We start from the raw sequence: 20,425 nt of genomic DNA, 5'->3' as shown, positions 1-20,425 counted from the left end.
CCGGCCATCACGAGATCCTGTCATATGTCGCCACCCGTTTTCCGATTTGCTCCGAGCCCGAACGGCTTCCTGCATCTCGGCCACGCCTATTCGGCGTTGCTCAACTTCGACCGCGCGCGGGAGGCCGGCGGGCGGCTGTTGCTGCGGATCGAGGACATCGATGCGACGCGCTGCCGGCCTGAGTTCGAGGCGGCGATCTACGAGGATCTCGCCTGGCTCGGCATTGCCTGGGAAACACCGGTGCGCCGGCAGTCGGAGCATCTTTCCGATTACCGCGCCGCGCTGGAAAAGCTCTCTGCGCTCGGCCTCGTCTATCCCGCCTTCGAAAGCCGCGCCGAGATCGCAAGACTTGTGGCCGCGCGCGAGGCCGATGGGCCGTGGCCGCGCGATCCCGACGGCGCGCCGCTGTATCCCGGAGACGCCAAGTCGCTGTCCGCCGGCGAGCAGGCGCGGTTGATCGCATCCGGCGCGCCCTATGCGCTCCGGCTCGACATGGCGGCCGCCTGCCGGCGCGTTGCCAGTCTGGCCTGGAATGAGCTCGGCGAGGGGCCGGAGGGCGAGAGGGGCGTCGTTCCCGCGCGGCCGGAGGCCTGGGGAGACGTGATCCTGGCTCGCAAGGAGACGCCGACCAGCTACCATTTGTCCGTGGTCGTCGACGACGGCCTCCAGGGGATCAGCGAGGTGGTGCGCGGCCAGGACCTGTTTCACGCCACCTCCGTCCACCGCCTGCTGCAAACCCTGCTTGGCCTGCCGGAACCCGCCTACCGCCACCACGCCCTGATTCGGGATGAAGCCGGGCGGAAGCTGTCGAAATCGAGCCGCTCGACCGGCTTGCGGGAGTTACGCGACGCCGGTGCATCGCCCGTCGGCATCCGCGCTCTGGTGGGATTAGGTGAAGTTTCTCTGGGGTTTAGCCAAACACCGCCGTGACTCCAGGGGTTCCGCCGTGCCATGCTCGACTGACGGCCCGGGGGTTCGAAGGGGATACTTCGAAGGGGAATTATGGCGGCGAAAACGCGCCCAGCGCGCACTACGCGGACGTCCAGGCGATTGCCTCGGAAGCGGTCCGGGGCGGCCGGAAAGGTGCGCAAGCGCACCACCAAAGTGGTCGCGCCGGACGTGGTCCAGGCGGCGCTTGCCGCCTTTGCCCATGAGGTCCGCACGCCCCTGACCGGCATTCTCGCGATCAGCGACCTGCTCGCGACCTCGGATCTCGGGGAGCGGGAGCGGCGCTGGGCTGACACCATCAAGGCCGGTGCCGAGCATCTGGCGAGCCTCGCCACCCTGTTCGTGGACGCCGCCCGAACCGGCAAGGGGGCCGGGAAGGGTGGCGGCGCGCTGCGGCAGGATCTGTTCGACCTGCGGGCGCTGGCCCGCAGCGCCGGCGATTCGCTCGCCGGGCGCGCCGCGGCCAAGGGCCTCCAGGCCCAGGTCGAGCTCTCCGAAAAGCTGCCAGGGCTGGTGGTCGGCGATCCCGTCCGCCTGCGCGCTGCACTCGAGAACCTCATCGACAATGCGGTGAAGTTCACCGACCAGGGCGGCGTGGCGCTCGTGGTCGCGCCTTGGCGTCCAGCCAAAGGCAAGAAAAACGACAAGATGAAGGGCAGGGTCGGCGTCGCCTTCGCGGTGTCCGACAGCGGCATCGGCCTGACCATGGCCGAGATCAAGCGGCTGTTCCGCCCGTTCACCCAGGCCAATGTCACCATCGCCTCGCGCTTCGGCGGCGCGGGCTTGGGGCTATCCTCGGTGAAGCAGCTGGCGCGCGGGATGGGTGGCGACATCTCGGTCGCACCGCGGCGCGGCGGCGGCGCCACCTTCACATTGACCGTGACGCTGGACGCGGCGGGACCGGCCAGGTCCCGCAAGGCGAAGGGCGAAGCCGAGGCCGATGCGGCGGCCGCGCTGCGCGTGCTCAGCGTCGAGGACAATCCGTTCGGTCGCGTCGTGCTCAACACCATTTTGACCGAGCTCGGCCATCATGCCGAGTTCATCGGGCGCGGCGAGGACGCGGTGAACCGGCTGGCACAGGGGGCCTTCGACGCGGTGCTGATGGACATGGTGCTGCCGGGCATCGACGGCGTCGAGGCCATCCGGCGGATCCGCACCATGCCGGCGCCGCTCGCTCAAATACCCATCATCGGCGTCTCCGGGCGCGGCGAGGACGAGGCGGCCTCGCGCGAGGCGGGCGCCGACGCCTTCCTGGTCAAGCCCGTGTCTCCGCGTGCTTTAGCGACTGCGCTGCTTGAAGCGACACGCCGTGAGGTAGCCGCGACTTGATGATCGCGGCGTTGAGCTCGCCGCCGTAGACGAAGATCGCGGCGATGAAATACAGAAACACCAGCGCGATGATCACCGAGGCCAGCCCCGCATACATCGTCACGTAATTGTTGGCGAAGCGCGCCAGATATTGCCCGAACACGATGCCCGAGATCAGCGACGCCACCATGGTGAAGACGATGCCGGGCAGGATCTGGAGGAAGCTGCGCCGCCCCGCCGGCACCCACGCATGCAGGATGATCAGCGCCACCACCAGCGCGCCGATGGTGATGCCGTAGCGCAGCCAGGTGAGGATGCTCTCGTTGGACTCGACGAACAGCGGGATGTGGCGTCGCGTCGCCTCGATGATGAGTGGGCCGAGCACGATCAGGAACGCCATGGCAAGCGCGGTGAAGGCCGCAACCAGCGTATAGCCGATCGACTCCAGCCGCAGCCAATACCAGCGCCGCATCTCCACCACCGCATAGGCGCGGTTGAGCGCGACGCGGAGCGCCTCGACTCCGTTCGAGGCGAAATAGACCGACAGCGCCGCGCCGATGGTCAGCACGCCGGTGCGGGTCGTGGTCAGCACGTCGTGGATCTCGCCGGAAAGGCTGTCGGCGACCTGCTTGGGCCAGACCTCGAGCATCAGGCTGGCGGCCTGGTCGGCGAGCTCCTTGGAACCGAAGAAGCCGGCGAGCGAGGTCAGCACGATCAGGAACGGGAACAGCGCCATCAATGTCGACAGCGCGATGTGGCTCGCGATCGCCCAGCCGTCGTCGGCCAGGAACGTGTAGAACGCATCCATCACGACGACGTAGATGTAGCGGATGGCTTTCACGGCTTGCCCCGGCGCATACCATCTCCCCGCTTGCCGGGAGAGGCAAAGAAGACAGGCGACCTATGCAGATCAGAAATCATCCAGCTAGCTTCTGATATTATTGGCTTAAAAGCCAGATCGGCGACCAACCCAGTCGTCATTCCGGGGCGATGTGACGGGACCGCGCAAAGCACGACCCGGAGCATCGAGCCCGGAATCCATTTCGCCGCGCGTGACGCAGCTTGATGGATTCCGGGCTCGCGCCACCGGGCCGCGTTGCGGACCCGTTGGCGCGCCCCGGAATGACGGGTGGGGGGAGATAGCGGACCGGCGCGCACGGTGTTATCTACCCCCGATGGCATTTATCCTGAGTACTTTCATCCTGCCGGCGGCAGCCGGTGCCGTGGCGTTGGTGCTGCTGCTCGGTCTCGTCAACATGATGCGCGGCGGCTCGCCCAACACCTCGCAGAAGCTGATGCGCTGGCGCGTGCTGCTGCAGTTCGTGGCGATTGTCATTGCCATGATCGCGGTCTGGGCGATGGGGCGTTGAACATGGTTGTGCTGAATCGCATCTATACGAAGACTGGTGACGACGGCACGACAGCGCTCGGCTCGGGCGAACGCCGTCCGAAGTATGATTTGCGCATCGAGGCCTATGGCACGGTGGACGAGACCAATGCCGCGATCGGCGTCGTGCGTCTCCATACCCATGATGCGCCCGAGTTCGATGCGATGCTCGGCCGCATCCAGAACGACCTGTTCGATCTCGGTGCCGACCTCGCCGTGCCCGAGCGTGAGGGCAAGGTGGAACGGCTGCGGGTGGTGGCAAGCCAGGTCGAGCGGCTCGAGCACGACATCGACGCGCTCAACGACAAGCTCGCGCCGCTCACTTCCTTCGTGCTGCCGGGGGGAACGCCCGCTGCCGCCTACCTCCATGTCGCACGCACGATATGCCGCAGGGCGGAACGCGTGATGGTGGAACTGGCTGCCCAGCCGGGCGAGCCGGTCGGCGCTGCTGGTATCCAGTATATGAATCGCCTGTCGGACTTCCTGTTCGTGGCCAGCCGCGCCGCCAACCATAACGGCGCCGGCGACGTGCTCTGGGTTCCAGGCCAGAACCGCTGACCCATTGGAGCGGCGCATTTCTAAGGTCTAAAATTTGGCCCCTTCGCGCGTTGACCGGGCCGGGTCAGGCCTTTAGGTTCCGCGCCAGTTGATAACCCCCCTCCCAAATTGAGTGAAAGAGGATCGATGAAGGTCTTAGTGCCGGTAAAGCGGGTGGTCGATTACAACGTCAAGGTCCGCGTCAAGGGCGATGGATCGGGCGTTGAACTCGCCAACGTCAAGATGTCGATGAACCCGTTCGACGAAATCGCGGTCGAGGAAGCGCTGCGCCTGAAGGAAGGTGGCAAGGCCACCGAGGTCGTGGTGGTTTCCATTGGACCGGCGCAGGCGTCGGAGACGATCCGCACCGGTCTTGCCATGGGCGCCGATCGCGGCCTCCTGGTGAAGGCCGAGGGCACCGTCGAGCCGCTCGCCGTCGCCAAGATCCTGAAGAAGGTCGCTGAGGAAGAGCAGCCGGGCCTGATCATCCTCGGCAAGCAGGCGATCGACGACGACAGCAACCAGACCGGCCAGATGCTGGCCGCGCTGCTCGGCTGGTCGCAGGCGACGTTCGCCTCGAAGCTCGAGGTCGAAGGAAGCGACTTCAAGGTCACCCGTGAAGTCGACGGCGGTCTGCAAACCGTGAAGCTGAAGGGACCGGCGATCGTCACCACCGACCTGCGTCTCAACGAGCCGCGCTACGCCTCGCTGCCCAACATCATGAAGGCGAAGAAGAAGCCGATCGCGGAGAAGACCGTCGCCGATTACGGCGTCGACGTCACCGCGCGCCTCGAGGTTCTCAAGACGACCGAGCCGGCGGGCCGCAAGGCCGGCGTCAAGGTCAAGGACGTCGCCGAGCTGGTGTCGAAACTCAAGAACGAAGCCGGGGTGCTCTGATGACGACGCTTCTGATTGCCGAACACGACAACGCGTCGTTGAAGGATGCGACCAACAAGGCCCTGACCGCGGCCGCCGCGCTCGGCGCGGACGTCGAGGTCCTGGTGGCCGGCGAGGGTGCCAAGGCTGCGGCGGATGCCGCCGCCAAGCTCGCGGGCGTGAAGAAGGTGCTGCTCGCCGATGGCGCGCTTTACGCGCACGATCTTGCCGAGCCGCTGGCCGCGCTGATCGTCTCGCTGGCCCCGTCCTATGACGCGATCGTCGCGCCCGCGACCTCGCGCTTCAAGAACGTGATGCCGCGCGTCGCAGCCCTGCTCGACGTCATGCAGGTCTCGGAGATCATCAAGGTGGTCGCCCCGGATACCTACGAGCGTCCGATCTATGCCGGCAACGCCATCCAGACGGTGAAGTCGAAGGACGCCAAGAAGGTCATCACGGTGCGGACCTCCACCTTCGCCGCAGCGGGCGAGGGCGGCAGCGCGCCGGTCGAGAGCGTTCAGGCTGCGGCCGATCCGGGCCTGTCGTCGTTCGTTGGCGAGGAGGTCGCCAAGAGCGACCGTCCCGAGCTGACCTCGGCGAAGATCATCGTCTCCGGTGGCCGTGCCATGCAGAGCCGCGAGAATTTCGCCAAGTACATCGAGCCCCTCGCCGACAAGCTCGGCGCCGGCGTCGGTGCCTCGCGCGCGGCGGTGGACGCCGGCTATGCGCCGAACGACTGGCAGGTTGGGCAGACCGGCAAGGTCGTGGCCCCCGAGCTCTATGTCGCGGTGGGCATTTCCGGCGCGATCCAGCATCTGGCCGGCATGAAGGACTCCAAGGTGATCGTGGCGATCAACAAGGATGAGGACGCGCCGATCTTCCAGGTCGCCGATTACGGCCTGGTCGCCGACCTCTACCAGGCGGTTCCGGAGCTGACGGCCGAACTCGGCAAGCTCGGCAAGTAAAAGCCGTTCAAAACACCGGCCGGAGGTATACACTCCGGCCGGTGTTTCATTTTTGAGGCGTTTTCTTTGGCGTGGGGCACGCCGGGGGAGCGATCCAATCTAGGTTTCGAGCCAAGGTTCTGATTAAATCAAGGCTCTGATCAATCAGACCTCCCGGCTTGGGGGATAGGCAGGCGCGATATGCGCGCCGTTCCGGTGGATGACATTATGGCGGCAGTGATCAAGAAGGTCGGCGTGATCGGCGCGGGGCAGATGGGCAATGGCATCGCGCATGTTGCGGCGCTGGCGGGCTTCGACGTGGTGCTCAACGACGTTTCGGCCGATCGCCTCAAGTCGGGCATGGCCACCATCAACGGCAATCTGGCCCGCCAGGTCTCCAAGAAGGTCGTCACCGAGGAGGCCAAGACCAAGGCGCTGTCGCGCATCGTGGCCGCCGAGAAGCTCGACGACCTCGCCGACTGCGATCTCGTGATCGAGACCGCGGTCGAGAAGGAGGAGGTCAAGCGCAAGATCTTCCACGAGCTCTGCGCCGTGTTGAAGCCCGAGGCGATCGTCGCCTCGGATACGTCCTCGATCTCGATCACGCGCCTTGCCGCCGCCACCGACCGGCCCGAGCGCTTCATCGGCATCCACTTCATGAATCCGGTGCCGCTGATGGAGCTGGTGGAGCTGATCCGCGGCATCGCCACCGACGATGCGACCTTCGAGGCGTCCAAGGAATTCGTCGCCAAGCTCGGCAAGCAGGTCGCGGTCTCCGAGGATTTCCCGGCCTTCATCGTCAACCGCATCCTGCTGCCGATGATCAACGAGGCGATCTACACGCTGTACGAAGGTGTCGGCAACGTCGAGGCGATCGACGCGGCGATGAAGCTCGGGGCGCACCATCCGATGGGTCCGCTCGAGCTTGCCGATTTCATCGGCCTCGATACCTGCCTGTCGATCATGCAGGTGCTGCACGAGGGCCTCGCCGACTCCAAGTACCGTCCGTGCCCGCTCCTGGTGAAATACGTCGAGGCCGGCTGGCTCGGCCGCAAGACCCAGCGCGGCTTCTACGATTATCGCGGCGTCAAGCCGGTTCCGACGCGCTGACGTCGTAGGGTGGGCAAAGGCGCGACGCGCCGTACCCACCATGTCTCCGCAACTAGGATGCTGATTGGTGGGCACGCTTTGCTTTGCCCACCCTACGGCTCCGTGACAATTCATGTCGCGTTAACCCCTCGCGCCTAGGTTACGGCCGGTACGAGGGTTCGCGTAATGGACATGATGGCAATGGTCAGCACCATGCTGGCCGCTCAGCAAGGCGCGTTGCAGTCGAATATCGCGGCGACGCTGACCAAGCAGAACATGGATATGGAGAAATCCACCATCCTGACGCTGATGGGCGCCGGTCAACCCTCGCTCGCCAATGTCGGCCCCGGCGTCGGCGGCAATCTCAACGTTGCGGCCTGAAACCCTTAAAGCGCCGCGGCGGCCTTGCCCGTCGCAGCCCGGATCAGCTTGAGCGCGTCCTCGCTCGCCCATTCCGCCGGTCCCGCGATCGTCGCGATCTCGCAGCCCTGCGGGTCGACCAGCACCGAGGTCGGCATGCCGAGCGCCCGGCCTATGGCCTTAAGATCCTGGAAAACCTTGGCTTTCTGATCGTTGAAATAGCCGAGCCGGGTCAAATTGGCCTCTTTCAGGAAGGTCTTGGGCTTCTCGGGGTCGCGGGTGTCGATATTGATCGCGACCACCTCGAAATTCGGGCCCGAAAGCTTGCCCTGGAGCTCGTCCAGCGCCGGCATTTCCTTCCGACAGGGCACGCACCAGGTGGCCCAGAGGTTCACCAGCAGCGTCTTGCCGCGGAAATCGGACAGCTTTTTCGGCTTGCCGTCGGCGTCCTCGAAAGCGAGGTCGGGCAGCTTCAGGGGCGCGCTCGCCATGGTCAGCGCCGCCACCTCGCCATGGGCGAGCGGGGCGATCTTTTGCGCCGTAGCCACTGCCGCCCGGCAGGCCGGATCGCCGGTAGGCGCCCGGCTCAGGCCCAGCCCGTACAACGCAGCGAAGCCGGCCAGCCCGCCGACCGCCACGGTGGCGATGACGAGAGGGATCCGGCGCGTGGCGGAGGGCTTCGTGTCGAGCATATCGTTTGTCATCCGGTCGCAGATATGGCTATCAGGGGCCTCTTAATACGGCTGGCGGCGGCCAGCAAACGTGACCAGCGACAAGCAAGGCGTGAGCAGGGGATCATGAGCAACAAGATGTGGGGCGGCCGGTTCTCGGAACGTCCCGATGAGATCATGGAAGAGATCAACGTCTCCATCGACGTCGATCGCCACCTCTATGCCCAGGACATTGCCGCGTCCAAGGCCCACGCCGCGATGCTTGCCACGCAGGGCATCATCACGGCCTCTGATGCGAAAAATATCGGCAAGGGTCTAGACACGATTTTGTCAGAGATCGGCAAGGGCGGCTTCACGTTCAAGCGCGCGCTCGAGGACATTCACATGAATGTCGAGAGCCGCCTGTCCGAGCTGATCGGCCCCGCCGCCGGCCGGCTGCACACCGCGCGCTCGCGCAACGACCAGGTCGCCACCGACTTCCGTCTCTATGTCCGCGACGTTCTCGACGAGACCGATACCGCGCTCGCCGCGTTCCAGCAGGCTCTGGTGGAACGCGCATTGGAGCATGCCGGCACCGTGATGCCCGGCTTCACGCATCTGCAGACAGCGCAGCCCGTGACCTTCGGCCATCATTTGCTCGCCTATGTCGAGATGGCCGCGCGCGACCGCGGCCGTTTCCAGGACGCCCGCAGGCGGCTCAACGAATCGCCGCTCGGCGCCGCCGCGCTCGCCGGCACCTCGTTCCCGATCGATCGCCACGCGACCGCAAAGGCGCTTCTGTTCGACCGGCCGATGGCGAACTCGCTCGACGCGGTCTCCGACCGCGACTTCGTGCTGGAGACGCTGTCGGCGGCTTCCATCTGCGCCGTGCACATGTCGCGCTTTGCCGAGGAGATCGTGATCTGGACCTCGCCGCTGGTCGGCCTCATCCGCCTCAGCGACAAGTTCACCACCGGCTCCTCGATCATGCCGCAGAAGCGCAACCCGGATGCCGCCGAGCTCGTACGCGCCAAGACCGGCCGCGTCATCGGTGCGCTCAACGGTCTCCTGATCGTGATGAAGGGCCTGCCGCTCGCCTACCAAAAGGACATGCAGGAGGACAAGCAGGGCGCGATGGAGGGCTTTGCCGCGCTGTCGCTCGCCATCCGCGCCATGACCGGCATGGTCCGCGACCTCGCGCCCGATGAGGCCAAGATGAAGGCCGCCGCCGGCGAGGGCTATTCCACCGCGACGGATCTGGCCGACTGGCTGGTGCGGACGCTGAAGATGCCGTTCCGCGAGGCGCACCACGTCACCGGCCGTATCGTGGCCAAGGCTGCCGAGGGCGGCGTGGCGCTGCATGAGCTGCCGCTGAAGGAGATGCAGGCGATCGAGCCCAGGATCACCAAGGACGTGCTCGACGTGCTCTCGGTCGAATCGTCGGTGAAGAGCCGGACCAGCTTCGGCGGTACCGCGCCGAAGAACGTGGCGTCGCAGGCAAAGAGCTGGGCGAAGCGGCTGGAAAAAGAGCGAAAATTGGGCTGAGGGGCAAAATTTCGCTTATGTTTCATGGTCATCCGGCTCTCGCCAGAGCGCGCCAATCTCTGTATGGTGCGCCCTGCGTAGTGGGGAATTCGTCGTGACGTCAAAGTTTCGCCCGGCCGGCTCGGGGTGGGCCATCATTGTCTTGAGCCTGACGGCGCTCGCGCTTGCCGGCTGCGGCCGCAAAGGTCCCCTCGACCTGCCGCCGACCGCCTCCGGCGCGTCCACGGCCAACGTCGCAGCTCCAACCGACACCGAGACCGCAGCCCAAAAGACGCCGAGCCTGTTCAACCCCAGCTCCGCCGCCGACGCCGCCCCCGCGGCGTCCAAGGGCAAGAAGAAACCGTTTATTCTCGACCCGCTCCTGGACGACCAACCCAGCAAATAGGCTGGGGCAACTGAGCCAACGCCATGAACCATTTCGACTACCGCAACGGCGTGCTGCACGCCGAGGCGGTGAACCTGTCCGAGCTGGCCGCAACCGTCGGCACGCCGTTCTATTGCTATTCGACCGCGACGCTGGAGCGGCATTACCGCGTCTTCGCCGATGCTTTCGCCGGCGAGAAGGTGCTGGTCTGCTACGCCATGAAGGCGAACTCCAACCAGTCGGTGCTGCGTACGCTCGCTAGGCTTGGCGCCGGCGCCGACGTGGTCTCCGGCGGTGAATTGAAGCGTGCTCTGGCCGCGGGTATCCCCGCACGCAAGATCCTGTTCTCCGGCGTCGGCAAGACGGAAGACGAACTGCGCGCTGCGCTCGCCGCCGACATCCTCTGCCTCAACGTCGAATCCGAGCCGGAGCTCGAGCTGTTGTCGCGCCTTGCGACCGAGATGGGCAAGACCGCGCGGATTTCCGTGCGCGTCAATCCCGATGTCGACGCCGGCACGCATGCCAAGATCTCCACCGGCAAGTCCGAGAACAAGTTCGGCATCCCGATCGCGCATGCCCGCGAGGTCTATGCGCGCGCGGCGAAGCTGCCCGGGATCCAGGTGACCGGCACCGACGTGCATATCGGCAGCCAGATCACCGATCTGTCGAAGATGGAGACGGCGTTTCGCATCCTCTCCGAATTCGTGCAGACGCTGCGTGCCGACGGCCACGACATCTCGCATGTCGATTTCGGCGGCGGCCTCGGCATTCCCTATTACATGGACCGCGAGGCGCCGCCGGCGCCCGATGCCTATGCCGCCATGGTCAAGCGCGTCAGCCATAATCTCGGCTGCACGCTGATGTTCGAGCCGGGCCGCATGATCGTCGGCAATGCCGGCATCCTGGTTGCCAAGGTGATCTATGTGAAGCACGGCGACGGCAAGAATTTCGTCATCATCGACGCTGCGATGAACGATCTGATCCGCCCGACGCTGTATGAGGCCCATCACGATATCCTGCCGGTAACGCAGCCGGCCCGGGACGCGGCCACGATGGTGGCCGATGTCGTCGGGCCGGTCTGCGAGACCGGCGACTATCTCGCGCTCGACCGCACGCTGCCGACGCCGAAGGCGGGCGATCTCCTCGCCATCATGACCGCCGGCGCCTATGGCGCGGTGCAGGCCGGCACCTACAACACGCGGCCGCTGGTGCCCGAGGTGCTGGTGAAGGACGACCAGTACGCCGTGGTGCGCCCGCGCATCGATGTCGAGCAACTGATCGCGATGGACACGCCGGCGCCGTGGCTGTGAGGCGTGTCGTGATCTCATCGTGAGACGCGACGTAACCTCGACAATTTCGGTGTCGTCCTGGCGAAAGCCAGGACCCATTACCCCAGGGAGTACTTTGGCGGGAGGCTGGTAACCACGAGTCTTCGCCAAACCTCGCCCTGTGGTAATGGGTCCTGGATCAGCGCTTGCTACGCTCGCTTGTCCAGGACTACCTGGAAAGGGGATGCGCGAGAAAACTACTTCCCCGCCAAACCGCCCGTCTTTCCCCCAACCACAACCCCCGCCTTCTTCTCGATCGGCTTGATCGCCGCGGTGAAATCGGAATCGGCGCCTTCCGCGCTGATCACGGTCTCCCACAGGCGCCCCACGGCGTCCGCGACCTCCATCGACAGGCCGAGCTGCTTCATTTCCTCCAGCGCGAGGCGCACGTCCTTCACCATCAGCCCCGTGGCGAAGCCGAAATCGAACGTGCGCGGCAGCACCGAGCGCGGAAACTTGTCGCGGCTCGCAGTATTCATGCCCGAGCCGGCATTGATGACGTCGATCATCACGGCGGGATCGAGCCCGGCCTTCACACCCATGACGACCGCCTCCGACGTCGCCACGATCGCGGTGGCCGAGAGGAAATTGTTGGCGAGCTTCATGGTCTGCGCGGCACCCGGCTTCTCGCCGATGAAGAACACTTTTCCGATCACATCGAGCGCCGGCTTGAGCAGCTCGAACTCCGCCTTCGGCCCCGACACCATTACCGCCAGCGTGCCCTTCTCGGCGCCGCCGACGCCGCCGGAGACGGGGCAGTCGATCTGTACGATGTCGCGCTTGGCGAGCAGGCCGTGAATCTTCGAAGCCATCGTCGAGCCGACGGTGGACAGATCGATGAAGCGCTTGACGCGGCTCCCCTCGATCACGCCGTTCGTCCCCGTTGCAACTTCGAGCGAAGCCTGCAGCGAGGGCAGGCTCGCCATCACGGTCTCGACCTGATCGGCAACGTCCTTTGGCGACGTCGCCGGCGTCGCACCGCGCGCCACGAGCTTGTCCACGACCTCCTTGCGCGTGTCGAACACGACGAGCCGGTTGCCAGCCTCGATCAGGCGCCGCGCCATCGGGAAACCCATGTTTCCGAGGCCGATGAATCCGATGTCCATGGTGTTTCCTTGTGTTGATCTTCGTTGTTGGTTGATCGGCGCGCGCCCATCCTCAGTGTCGTCCTGGCGAAAGCCAGGACCCATTACCCCAGGGAGGAGTTGTGGCGCGAAGAGGTCACTCCGAGTCCCCGCAGCCACATTGGTTGGTGGTTATGGGTCCTGGCTTTCGCCAGGACGACGTGGTGAGGGAGTTGCGTCCCTCACTCACACGCCCTCACGCCTTCCCATCAATCTCCGCGAACACCTCGCGCGCGATGCGAAAGCTGTCGACTGCGGCCGGCATGCCGCCGTAGATCGCGACCTGCATCAGGATCTCGCGGATCTCGTCGCGGGTGACGCCGTTGGTGAGCGCGCCCTTCAGATGCGCACGGAATTCGTGCTGGCGGTTGAGGATCGCGATCATCGCGATGTTGAGCATGCTGCGGGTCTTGCGCGGCAGCTCCTCGCGGCCCCACACCGTGCCCCAGCAATATTCGTTGAGCATCTCCTGGAACGGACGGTTGAAGTCGTCGACGTTCTTCAGGGCGTTGTTGACATAGGCTTCCCCCAGCACCGCTTTGCGGACTTCCAGGCCCTTGTCGTGCATCTTCTTGTCCATGGCGTTTCCTTCGTTTCCCTTTGCATGTCCCTTGGATGGCGGCGCGGAAATTACGGGGTTGCGGCGGGCCAGTCACGTCCTCGTGTTATGCGGGAAAAGGGGTGTCTCCCGTACAGGAACGGATGCCTCAGTGCTGCCGTTGTGATACGCTCTTCTCCACCGGGCAACCTGGAGAGCTTATTGAACGGCGTCACCCCTGACCCGTCAGACCCGATCCGCGATGGCGACGCTCTGTCGCGGTTGAAGCTGGCGCAGGCCCTCGATCGGGCGAGATATGCCATCGCGTGGGAGCGTGCCTGGCCGAATCTGGCGCGGCTTCTGACCGTCGTCGGCCTGTTCCTGGCGCTGTCCTGGGCCGGTCTCTGGCTGGCGCTGCCGTTCCTTGCCCGCGCCATCGGTCTCGTCGTTTTCGCCGGCATCGCGATTGCCGCCCTGTTCCCGCTGGTTCGCTTCCGCTGGCCGAGCCGCGAGGAGGCTTTGGGCCGGCTCGATCGCGGCTCCGGCATCCGTCACCGCCCGGCCACCACGCTCACGGACACGCTGACCTCGCAGGACCCGGTTGCGAAGGCGCTGTGGCAGGCGCAGCGTGAGCGCACGCTGGCCTCGCTCAAGCGCATCCGCGCCGGTCTGCCGCACCCGCGGCTCGCTCTGCACGATCCCTGGGCGCTGCGTGCGCTGGTCATGGTGATGCTGGTTGCGACCTTCTTCGCCGCCGGCGACGAGCGTGCGATGCGGCTAGGGGCGGCCTTCGACTGGAACGGCGTGCTGGCGCCGACCAATGTTCGCGTCGATGCCTGGGTCACGCCGCCGCTCTACACCGGCAAGCCGCCTGTGATCCTGTCGGCCGCCAACAGGGAGGCCGCGGCGCTGCCCGCCAGCGGTCCGCTCGCCGTTCCCGCCGGCTCGACCCTGATCGTGCGTTCCTCCGGCGGCAGCCTGGATGTCGCCGTCTCCGGCGGCCTCAAGGAGGTCGCCCCCACTGAAGCCACGCCCAAGGGCACCAACGAGAAGCATTTCGCCATCACCGGCGACGGCACCGCGCATGTCCGCGCGCCCTCCGGCCAGCCGCAATGGGCGTTTGCGGCAACGCCGGACCGCGCGCCGACGATTGCGCTGGCCAAGGATCCGGAGCGCCAGGCGCGCGGCGCGCTTCAGCTCTCCTACAAGATCGAGGACGATTACGGCGTCACCGGCGCCGAGGCGCACATTGGCCTGCGCGCCGCCGACGCCAAGGACGGCGCGAAGGAAGCCACCAAGGACGCCGATACCAAGGCGGCCGCACGGCCGCTGTTCCAGCCGCCGCAATTCCCGCTGGTGCTGCCGAATGCGCGCACCCGCAACGGCGTCGGCCAGACGGTGAAGGACCTCAGCGAGGACCCCTATGCCGGCGCCGACGTCACGCTGACCCTCACCGCCAAGGACGAGGCCGGCAACGAGGCTAGAAGCGAACCCTTCAACATGCGCCTGCCCGAGCGGCTGTTCACGAACTCGCTCGCGCGCGCACTGATCGAGCAGCGCCGCATCCTCGCGCTCGACGCCAACAAGAATTCCGACGTCTATGCCGCGCTCGACGCGCTGATGATCGCGCCCGAATTGTTCACCCCGGATGCCGGCTGCTATCTCGGTCTCCGCAGCCTCGCGCTCCAGCTCGAGGCGGCCCGCACCGACGACGCGATGCGCGACGTCGTGGCGAGCATGTGGGCGTTCGCGGTCACCATCGAGGACGACGGTGTCGCCGGCAGCGTCAACGCCGCGCTGCGCTCGGCGCAGGACGCGCTCAAGCGGGCGCTGGAGCGCGGTGCCGGCGAGGACGAGATCAGGGTGCTGACGCAAAAGCTCCGCGAGGCCATGGCCGGCAAGGTGCGCGACCTCGCCCGGCGTGCGGAGCAAAATCCGCTGGGACCCCGGCAGCCGTTCCCCGCGGAAGTCCAGCTCATCCTCGACAAGGCCGTCGAGCTGCGACAGAAGACCCAGCACGCGACGCCCGAGCAGCTCGAGGAGCTGGCGCAGCAGCAGGACGCATTGCGTCAGCAGCTTCAGGCCTATCGGAAGTCGGCGAGCAACCGGGCCAAGGCGGGGGACGACGGGGCCAATCAGTTTACGCGGGACCGGAAATGCGGAAGCTAGCGCGCGTGCCAGTCTTGAAGGCGATCTCGATCGCCTGCCTCGCCTTCCTGTTGGGAGGCCTTCCGTCCGTCGCTGCCCAGCAGGATCAGGATCCCGATGCGCTGCTCGATGGCGCGGAAAAGGCGATGCAGGATGCCGGCGATAACCTCCGGCAGAAGGAATCCGGGCGCAGCCTGAACAATCAATCCGATGCCATTCAGAAGCTCGAGGAGTACAAGCGCGCGACGGAAAGGAACCAATCCTCCAATCGCGATCGCTCCGTCATCACGCAGCGGGATCTGGAAGATCTTCTGAAGCAGATCGAGAAGGCGGCGCGCGAAGGCAATCGCGAGGCGGCGCAGCGCATGCTCGAGCAGCTGGCGCAGATCATGGAAAATCTCCAGATGGCGCAGCCCGGGCAATCCGGCGACAGCGACATGGAGCAGGCGCTCAACGAGCTCAGCGACATGATCCGCAAGCAGCAGCAATTGCGCGACAAGACCTACAGGCAGGGCCAGGACTCCCGGCGTGACCGCTCGCGCGGCAAGCAGCAGGGCGATCAGTCGATGTCGGACCTCCAGCAGGACCAGCAGGCGCTGCGCGACCGGCTGAAGAAGCTGCAGGACGAGCTCGCCAAGCGCGGCCTCACGCAGAAGGGACAAAAGGGCCAGAAAGGGCAGCAGGGGCAGAAGGGCCAGCAGGGCGACCAGGGACAGCCCGGTCAGGATGGCGATCAGGACGGTGACGATGACGACGGCAGCCTGGACACCGCCGACGGTGCCATGGGCGATGCCGGCTCAAAGCTCGGCGAGGGCAATGCGGACGGCGCCGTGGACTCGCAGGGCAAGGCTCTCGACGCCTTGCGCAAGGGTGCGCAGAAGATGGCCGAGGCGATGCAGCAGGGGGATGGCGAGGGGCAGGGCGATGGTCCGGGCAACCGGGCCGGCCGCCAGCAGAGCGGCGGCAATCAGACCGATCCGCTCGGTCGCCCGCTTCACGGTCGTGAGTTCGGCGACGACTATACGGTCAAGATCCCCGGCGAGATCGACGCCCAGCGCGTCCGCCGCATCCTCGAAGAACTCCGCCGCCGCTTAGGGGATACCTCGCGTCCGCAGATCGAGCTCGATTATATCGAGCGGCTGCTGAAGGATTTTTGAGGCGAGAACCCGGTTATCTCCCCAATGTCGTCCTGGCGAAAGCCAGGACCCATTACCCCAGGGAGTGGTTTGGCGAAGACTCGTCGTCCGGTACGGCTATCGATTCCTAAAAGATAGACCTCGCGGTGTGGGTCCTGGCCTTCGCCAGGACGACACCGTGTATGAGGGACGAGGATCGCGTAACAGCAGTGCTACAAGTGCGGCGCGCGCTACCTCTTCTTCGCCGCCAGCGCGTCTGCCACCGCGGTGCGGATGTCGGCGACCGAGAACGGTTTTGTCACGACGTCATGCACCAGCGCGTTGAGGTTCGAGGCGCGCTCGCGCTGGTCGGCAAATCCGGTCATCAGCAAAATCGTCAGGTCGGGGAAATCGCGCGCGGCGGAGAGCGCCAGCGCGATGCCGTCCATGACCGGCATCTGGATGTCGGTGAGCAGCAAATCGAATGCGCCGTCCTCGCGGGTCAGGATCTCCAGCGCCTCGGCGCCGTCCTGCGCGGTCACGGTCTCGTGCCCGTCCATGGCGATGGCGCGCGCCACCAGTTGGCGCATCGAATCCTCGTCGTCGGCGATCAAGATTCTTGGCATGGGACCAACCTTGGGACCAACCTCCCGTGCGGACCTTGCGAGCCTGATTACACGCTGCCGCCGGCAATGTCGCGCCGGTTGAAGAAGCGAACGTCGATATTGCGGCCCTCCGGCGGCGGGGAGGCCAGGCGCGAGCGGAAGAAGGCGCGCTCGCCGGGCCGCAGCACGGTCTGCTCCAGCACCGTATTCCAGGCATAGATCTCCGCGCCCTGCGCGTCGCGCACCGCGAAGCGCAGCCGCGGGATATCGAGCGGCTTCTTGCCCTCGCCGACGATGACGCCCTCGATCACCAGCACCTGCTTACCGTCAACGGTCTCGCTGGACAGCTTGACGTCCTTGAAGGCCAGCCCGCGCAGGTTAACGTCGAGGCCGACCATCTTGTAGAAGGCCGCGGTCTGCGGCAGCAGCCGAACCATGTCGCCGCGCCAGACGATCAGGGCCAGCACCAGCGCGCCCATGGCGGCGCAGGCGGTCGGCAGGCCGAATTGGGACTTTCGCGGCGCCGCCGTGGGGGCCTGACGCCTCACCCGTGCCCCGCGCCGGCTGAACAGGCCGCGGAACCAGGACTGGTGCTGCGCGCCGGCGACCTCGTCCTCGGCGTCCCGGGCCGCCGCCGACCACTCGTCCTCGGTCTCCTTGGCGTCCTCGTCCGGCCAGTCGCTGGCGATGGAGGGGCTGTCGACCACAGGCGTGTCGGTGGCGCCGTCGTCCTTGGCGTAGGAGTTCCACTGCTCGGCGAGGTCGGACTGGTCGTCGGCCTGGCTGGCGGCGGCCATGGCCGGGACGGACGCCTCCTCGATGGCATCCTCGGCATAGGCGACCCAGGTCTGCTTGCACCGGGAGCAGCGGACTGTCCGCCCGTTCGCCCCCAGGCTTGCAAGCTTGATGGCGTAGGATGTCGTACAATGGGGGCAGGCGATATGCATGGACGAGCCTTGATGCATGAACGAGTCTTGACGATGCCAAGGTCGCGGAGACCCGGGCGTACTGGATGCTACAGGGCGACCGTTAACGAACCGGAAACCATAACGGTCGCAAAAACCGTTGATCGCGTGTGGCGGAGCGTCGCGTCGCGGCCATCGCCCCCTCTCGAACGGAGCTGAGCTTGGTTCGGTTCGAAAATGTCGGATTGCGTTACGGCCTGGGGCCGGAGATCCTGCGCGACCTCAATTTCCAGATCCCGGCGCACTCCTTCCAGTTCCTCACCGGCCCGTCCGGCGCCGGCAAGACCTCGCTCTTGCGCCTGCTGTTCCTGTCGCACCGGCCGACGCGCGGCCTCGTCAACCTGTTCGGCCACGACATCTCGCAGCTCGGCAAGGACGAGATCGCCGACTTGCGCAAGCGCATCGGCATCGTGCTCCAGGATTTCCGCCTGCTCGACCACATGACGACCTACGAGAACGTCGCGTTGCCGTTTCGCGTCATGGGCCGCAGCGAGTCGAGCTATCGCAAGGAGGTCATCGACCTCTTGCGCTGGGTCGGACTCGGCGAACGCATGGATGCGCTGCCGCCGATCCTGTCCGGCGGCGAGAAGCAGCGTGCGGCGATCGCGCGCGCCGTGATCTCGCGGCCGCAGCTTCTGCTCGCGGACGAGCCGACCGGCAGCGTCGATCCGACGCTCGGCCGCCGGCTGCTGCGCCTTTTCATCGAGCTCAACAAATCGGGCACCGCCGTCATCATTGCGACCCACGACATCGGCCTGATGGATCAGTACGAGGCGCGGCGGCTGGTGCTGCATCAGGGACGGCTGCACGTCTATGAGTAAGCCCGACGAGCGCGGCGTGCTGGTCGACCTCGGACAGGAGCGTCCGCAGCTTCCGGCCAAGGCGCGCAACATGTCGCCGATCGTGCCGCGCGCCTCGATCCACGGCCGTGCGCTGGTTGCCGTCGTCGCCATCATGACCTTCCTCGCTTCGATGACCACGGGCACGGTGCTGCTGGTCAGCGCCTCCGCCGCCGAATGGCAGTCGGACGTCGCGAGCGAAATCACCATCCAGGTTCGTCCGCAGTCCGGGCGTGACCTCGAGCGCGACACCGCCGCGGTGACCGAGGCGATGCGCGCGCAAGCCGGTATCGTCGAGGTCAAGCCGTTCACCAAGGACGAGAGCGGCAAGCTGCTCGAGCCCTGGCTCGGCACCGGACTGTCGATGGACGATCTGCCGGTTCCGCGCATGATCATCGCGCGCGTGCAGCCCGGCACGGCGCTCGATCTTGCCGCCTTGCGCGCCCGCGTGACGCAAGTGGCGCCAAGCGCCAGCGTCGACGATCACCGCGCCTGGATCGAGCGCATGCGCTCGATGACCAACGCAACCGTGCTCGCCGGTCTCGGCATCCTCGCGCTCGTCATCATCGCGACGATCATCTCGGTCTCGTTCGCGACCCGCGGCGCCATGGCGGCGAACCGTCCGATCGTCGAGGTCCTGCATTTCGTCGGCGCCGGCGACCGCTACATCGCCAACCGCTTCCTGCGCCATTTCCTCAGGCTGGGCCTGGAGGGCGGCGTGATCGGCGGCGGCGCCGCCATGCTGGTGTTCGGCTTCTCCGAGTCGATCGCCGGCTGGTTTTCGGGGACGCCCGTCGGCGACCAGTTCGCCGCCCTGCTGGGCACCTTCTCGCTGCGGCCCTCCGGCTATGTCGTGCTCGCGGTGCAGGCGGTGCTGATCGGCGCCATCACCGCCGTCGCCTCGCGCCAGACGCTGTTCGCGACGCTGAATGATGTGGATTGAGGTTGTGCTTCTTCCTTCCCTCTTGTGGGAGAAGGTGAATAAACCGGACTCCACTTCGCCTCAAAACGTTTTAAAATCATCCGGGGAAGGGATTACCGACATCGCATGACCTCGCCGACCGACGATCGATCGCCGAAATTGCCGCGCGGCTGGCTGCGCGCAGCCGTGGTGTCGACGATCGCGTTCGCCTTCGTCGGCGCGGCGGCGGGCTTCATCGCGTTCCTGTCGCAGTTGCGCGGCGCCGAGATCGCGCCGGACCGCAAGGCGGACGGCATCGTGGTCTTGACCGGCGGCTCCTCGCGGGTGTCGGATGCCATGGAGCTGCTGGCTGCCGGCTACGGCAGGCGGCTCCTGATTTCCGGGGTGCATCCGACCTCGACCGCAAGCGACATCTCGCGGACCCTGCCGGAGAACCAGTCCTTCATGACCTGTTGCGTCGACCTCGACCGCACCGCGCTCTCGACCCGCGGCAACGCCGCGGAGGCGCGGCGCTGGGCGCAGGCGCGCCGGTTCAAATCGCTGATCGTGGTGACCTCGAACTATCACATGCCGCGCGCGCTGGTGGAATTCTCGCACGCGATGCCGGAGACGATTCTGATCCCGTTCGCCGTGGTCGGCGACAAATGGCGCGAGGAGCCGTGGTGGGCCTCGGCGTCCACCTTGCGGCTGCTGCTGTCGGAATATGTCAAATATATCGCGGCCGAAGTCAGGGTGCGGCTGGAGGATTTCGGGATTGACCTTTCGCCCGAAGTATCGGAGCAGCCTCCCGGGATGCAGCCGAAGCGGCCCGCCACTGCACAGGCCAATTGATC

Annotated in this window: 22 protein-coding genes; 16 read left to right on the top strand and 6 right to left on the bottom strand. The window is 66.1% G+C overall.

The annotated features are described in order from the left end of the window. Positions 1–24: 24 nt before the first annotated feature. Both gluQRS and AAFG50_RS38500 read left to right on the top strand, forming a co-directional pair. Positions 25–930 (top strand): tRNA glutamyl-Q(34) synthetase GluQRS, encoded by a 906-nt coding sequence (gluQRS, locus tag AAFG50_RS38505; protein WP_028173550.1) that lies wholly within the window; start codon positions 25–27, stop codon positions 928–930. Between the two features lie 72 nt (positions 931–1,002). Then, positions 1,003–2,277, top strand: coding sequence for an ATP-binding protein (locus tag AAFG50_RS38500; RefSeq protein ID WP_028173549.1), 1,275 nt, complete (start codon positions 1,003–1,005; stop codon positions 2,275–2,277). On the opposite strand, the gene AAFG50_RS38495 is transcribed toward AAFG50_RS38500, so the two are convergent. After that, positions 2,204–3,097: a YihY/virulence factor BrkB family protein gene (locus AAFG50_RS38495; protein WP_011084192.1), complete on the bottom strand. Its 894-nt coding sequence runs from the start codon at positions 3,095–3,097 to the stop codon at positions 2,204–2,206. The genes AAFG50_RS38500 and AAFG50_RS38495 overlap by 74 nt on opposite strands. A gap of 334 nt (positions 3,098–3,431) precedes the next feature. Here AAFG50_RS38495 and AAFG50_RS38490 point away from each other — a divergent pair, with 334 nt between their 5' ends. The 6 genes from AAFG50_RS38490 to AAFG50_RS38465 all read left to right on the top strand — a co-directional run bounded on the left by AAFG50_RS38490 (position 3,432) and on the right by AAFG50_RS38465 (position 7,470). Further along, entirely contained in the window at positions 3,432–3,626 is a 195-nt protein-coding gene (locus tag AAFG50_RS38490; RefSeq protein ID WP_028173548.1) for a twin transmembrane helix small protein, read from the top strand. A gap of 2 nt (positions 3,627–3,628) precedes the next feature. After that, positions 3,629–4,201 (top strand): cob(I)yrinic acid a,c-diamide adenosyltransferase, encoded by a 573-nt coding sequence (locus tag AAFG50_RS38485; protein ID WP_011084194.1) that lies wholly within the window; start codon positions 3,629–3,631, stop codon positions 4,199–4,201. Positions 4,202–4,327: 126 nt separating this feature from the next. Then, positions 4,328–5,077: an electron transfer flavoprotein subunit beta/FixA family protein gene (locus AAFG50_RS38480; protein ID WP_028173547.1), complete on the top strand. Its 750-nt coding sequence runs from the start codon at positions 4,328–4,330 to the stop codon at positions 5,075–5,077. Beyond that, positions 5,077–6,021, top strand: coding sequence for an FAD-binding protein (locus AAFG50_RS38475; protein WP_011084196.1), 945 nt, complete (start codon positions 5,077–5,079; stop codon positions 6,019–6,021). Before AAFG50_RS38480 ends, AAFG50_RS38475 begins: the two co-directional genes overlap by 1 nt. Before the next feature lie 207 nt (positions 6,022–6,228). Next, positions 6,229–7,110, top strand: a complete 882-nt coding sequence (locus tag AAFG50_RS38470; RefSeq protein ID WP_028173546.1) for a 3-hydroxybutyryl-CoA dehydrogenase — start codon at positions 6,229–6,231, stop codon at positions 7,108–7,110. Positions 7,111–7,275: 165 nt separating this feature from the next. Continuing rightward, the gene (locus AAFG50_RS38465) at positions 7,276–7,470 is read left to right on the top strand and encodes a hypothetical protein (RefSeq protein WP_028173545.1); all 195 of its coding nucleotides are present in this window, start codon (positions 7,276–7,278) and stop codon (positions 7,468–7,470) included. 5 nt (positions 7,471–7,475) lie between these two features. On the opposite strand, the gene AAFG50_RS38460 is transcribed toward AAFG50_RS38465, so the two are convergent. After that, positions 7,476–8,141, bottom strand: a complete 666-nt coding sequence (locus AAFG50_RS38460) for a TlpA disulfide reductase family protein (RefSeq protein WP_011084198.1) — start codon at positions 8,139–8,141, stop codon at positions 7,476–7,478. 105 nt (positions 8,142–8,246) lie between these two features. On the opposite strand from AAFG50_RS38460, the gene argH reads away from it, so the two are divergent. The 3 genes from argH to lysA all read left to right on the top strand — a co-directional run bounded on the left by argH (position 8,247) and on the right by lysA (position 11,318). Beyond that, positions 8,247–9,644, top strand: coding sequence for an argininosuccinate lyase (gene argH, locus AAFG50_RS38455; RefSeq protein ID WP_028173544.1), 1,398 nt, complete (start codon positions 8,247–8,249; stop codon positions 9,642–9,644). Positions 9,645–9,738: 94 nt separating this feature from the next. Further along, positions 9,739–10,029 (top strand): lipoprotein, encoded by a 291-nt coding sequence (locus AAFG50_RS38450; RefSeq protein WP_011084200.1) that lies wholly within the window; start codon positions 9,739–9,741, stop codon positions 10,027–10,029. Positions 10,030–10,052: 23 nt separating this feature from the next. Beyond that, complete coding sequence (gene lysA, locus AAFG50_RS38445; protein WP_011084201.1) at positions 10,053–11,318, top strand: diaminopimelate decarboxylase; 1,266 nt, start codon at positions 10,053–10,055, stop codon at positions 11,316–11,318. A 215-nt stretch (positions 11,319–11,533) separates the two neighbouring features. Here lysA and AAFG50_RS38440 read toward each other — a convergent pair whose 3' ends face one another. Both AAFG50_RS38440 and AAFG50_RS38435 read right to left on the bottom strand, forming a co-directional pair. After that, positions 11,534–12,442 (bottom strand): NAD(P)-dependent oxidoreductase, encoded by a 909-nt coding sequence (locus AAFG50_RS38440; protein WP_028173543.1) that lies wholly within the window; start codon positions 12,440–12,442, stop codon positions 11,534–11,536. Positions 12,443–12,656: 214 nt separating this feature from the next. Next, positions 12,657–13,040 (bottom strand): carboxymuconolactone decarboxylase family protein, encoded by a 384-nt coding sequence (locus AAFG50_RS38435; RefSeq protein ID WP_008567285.1) that lies wholly within the window; start codon positions 13,038–13,040, stop codon positions 12,657–12,659. A 180-nt stretch (positions 13,041–13,220) separates the two neighbouring features. On the opposite strand from AAFG50_RS38435, the gene AAFG50_RS38430 reads away from it, so the two are divergent. Further along, positions 13,221–15,167 carry a TIGR02302 family protein gene (locus tag AAFG50_RS38430; RefSeq protein ID WP_028173542.1) on the top strand — a complete coding sequence of 649 codons (1,947 nt, stop codon included), beginning with the start codon at positions 13,221–13,223 and terminating at the stop codon, positions 15,165–15,167. After that, a complete protein-coding gene (locus tag AAFG50_RS38425) occupies positions 15,155–16,303 on the top strand; it encodes a DUF4175 family protein (RefSeq protein ID WP_028173541.1) in 1,149 nt (382 codons plus the stop codon). The genes AAFG50_RS38430 and AAFG50_RS38425 overlap by 13 nt, the downstream gene beginning before the upstream one ends. 209 nt (positions 16,304–16,512) lie before the next feature. On the opposite strand, the gene AAFG50_RS38420 is transcribed toward AAFG50_RS38425, so the two are convergent. Together AAFG50_RS38420 and AAFG50_RS38415 are read right to left on the bottom strand one after the other, a co-directional pair. Then, entirely contained in the window at positions 16,513–16,887 is a 375-nt protein-coding gene (locus tag AAFG50_RS38420; RefSeq protein ID WP_028173540.1) for a response regulator, read from the bottom strand. Positions 16,888–16,934: 47 nt separating this feature from the next. Continuing rightward, a complete protein-coding gene (locus tag AAFG50_RS38415; RefSeq protein WP_028173539.1) occupies positions 16,935–17,813 on the bottom strand; it encodes an MJ0042-type zinc finger domain-containing protein in 879 nt (292 codons plus the stop codon). A 179-nt stretch (positions 17,814–17,992) separates the two neighbouring features. On the opposite strand from AAFG50_RS38415, the gene ftsE reads away from it, so the two are divergent. From ftsE to AAFG50_RS38400, 3 genes are all read left to right on the top strand, one after another. Then, positions 17,993–18,652 carry a cell division ATP-binding protein FtsE gene (gene ftsE / locus AAFG50_RS38410; RefSeq protein ID WP_027544305.1) on the top strand — a complete coding sequence of 220 codons (660 nt, stop codon included), beginning with the start codon at positions 17,993–17,995 and terminating at the stop codon, positions 18,650–18,652. Further along, positions 18,645–19,613, top strand: coding sequence for an ABC transporter permease (locus tag AAFG50_RS38405; RefSeq protein ID WP_011084208.1), 969 nt, complete (start codon positions 18,645–18,647; stop codon positions 19,611–19,613). Before ftsE ends, AAFG50_RS38405 begins: the two co-directional genes overlap by 8 nt. Before the next feature lie 105 nt (positions 19,614–19,718). Continuing rightward, positions 19,719–20,423 (top strand): YdcF family protein, encoded by a 705-nt coding sequence (locus AAFG50_RS38400; RefSeq protein ID WP_011084209.1) that lies wholly within the window; start codon positions 19,719–19,721, stop codon positions 20,421–20,423. Positions 20,424–20,425: the final 2 nt, after the last annotated feature.

It is taken from the genome of Bradyrhizobium sp. B039, assembly GCF_038965675.1.
Taxonomy (GTDB): domain Bacteria; phylum Pseudomonadota; class Alphaproteobacteria; order Rhizobiales; family Xanthobacteraceae; genus Bradyrhizobium; species Bradyrhizobium diazoefficiens.
This window is presented reverse-complemented; position numbering and strand designations above follow the sequence as displayed.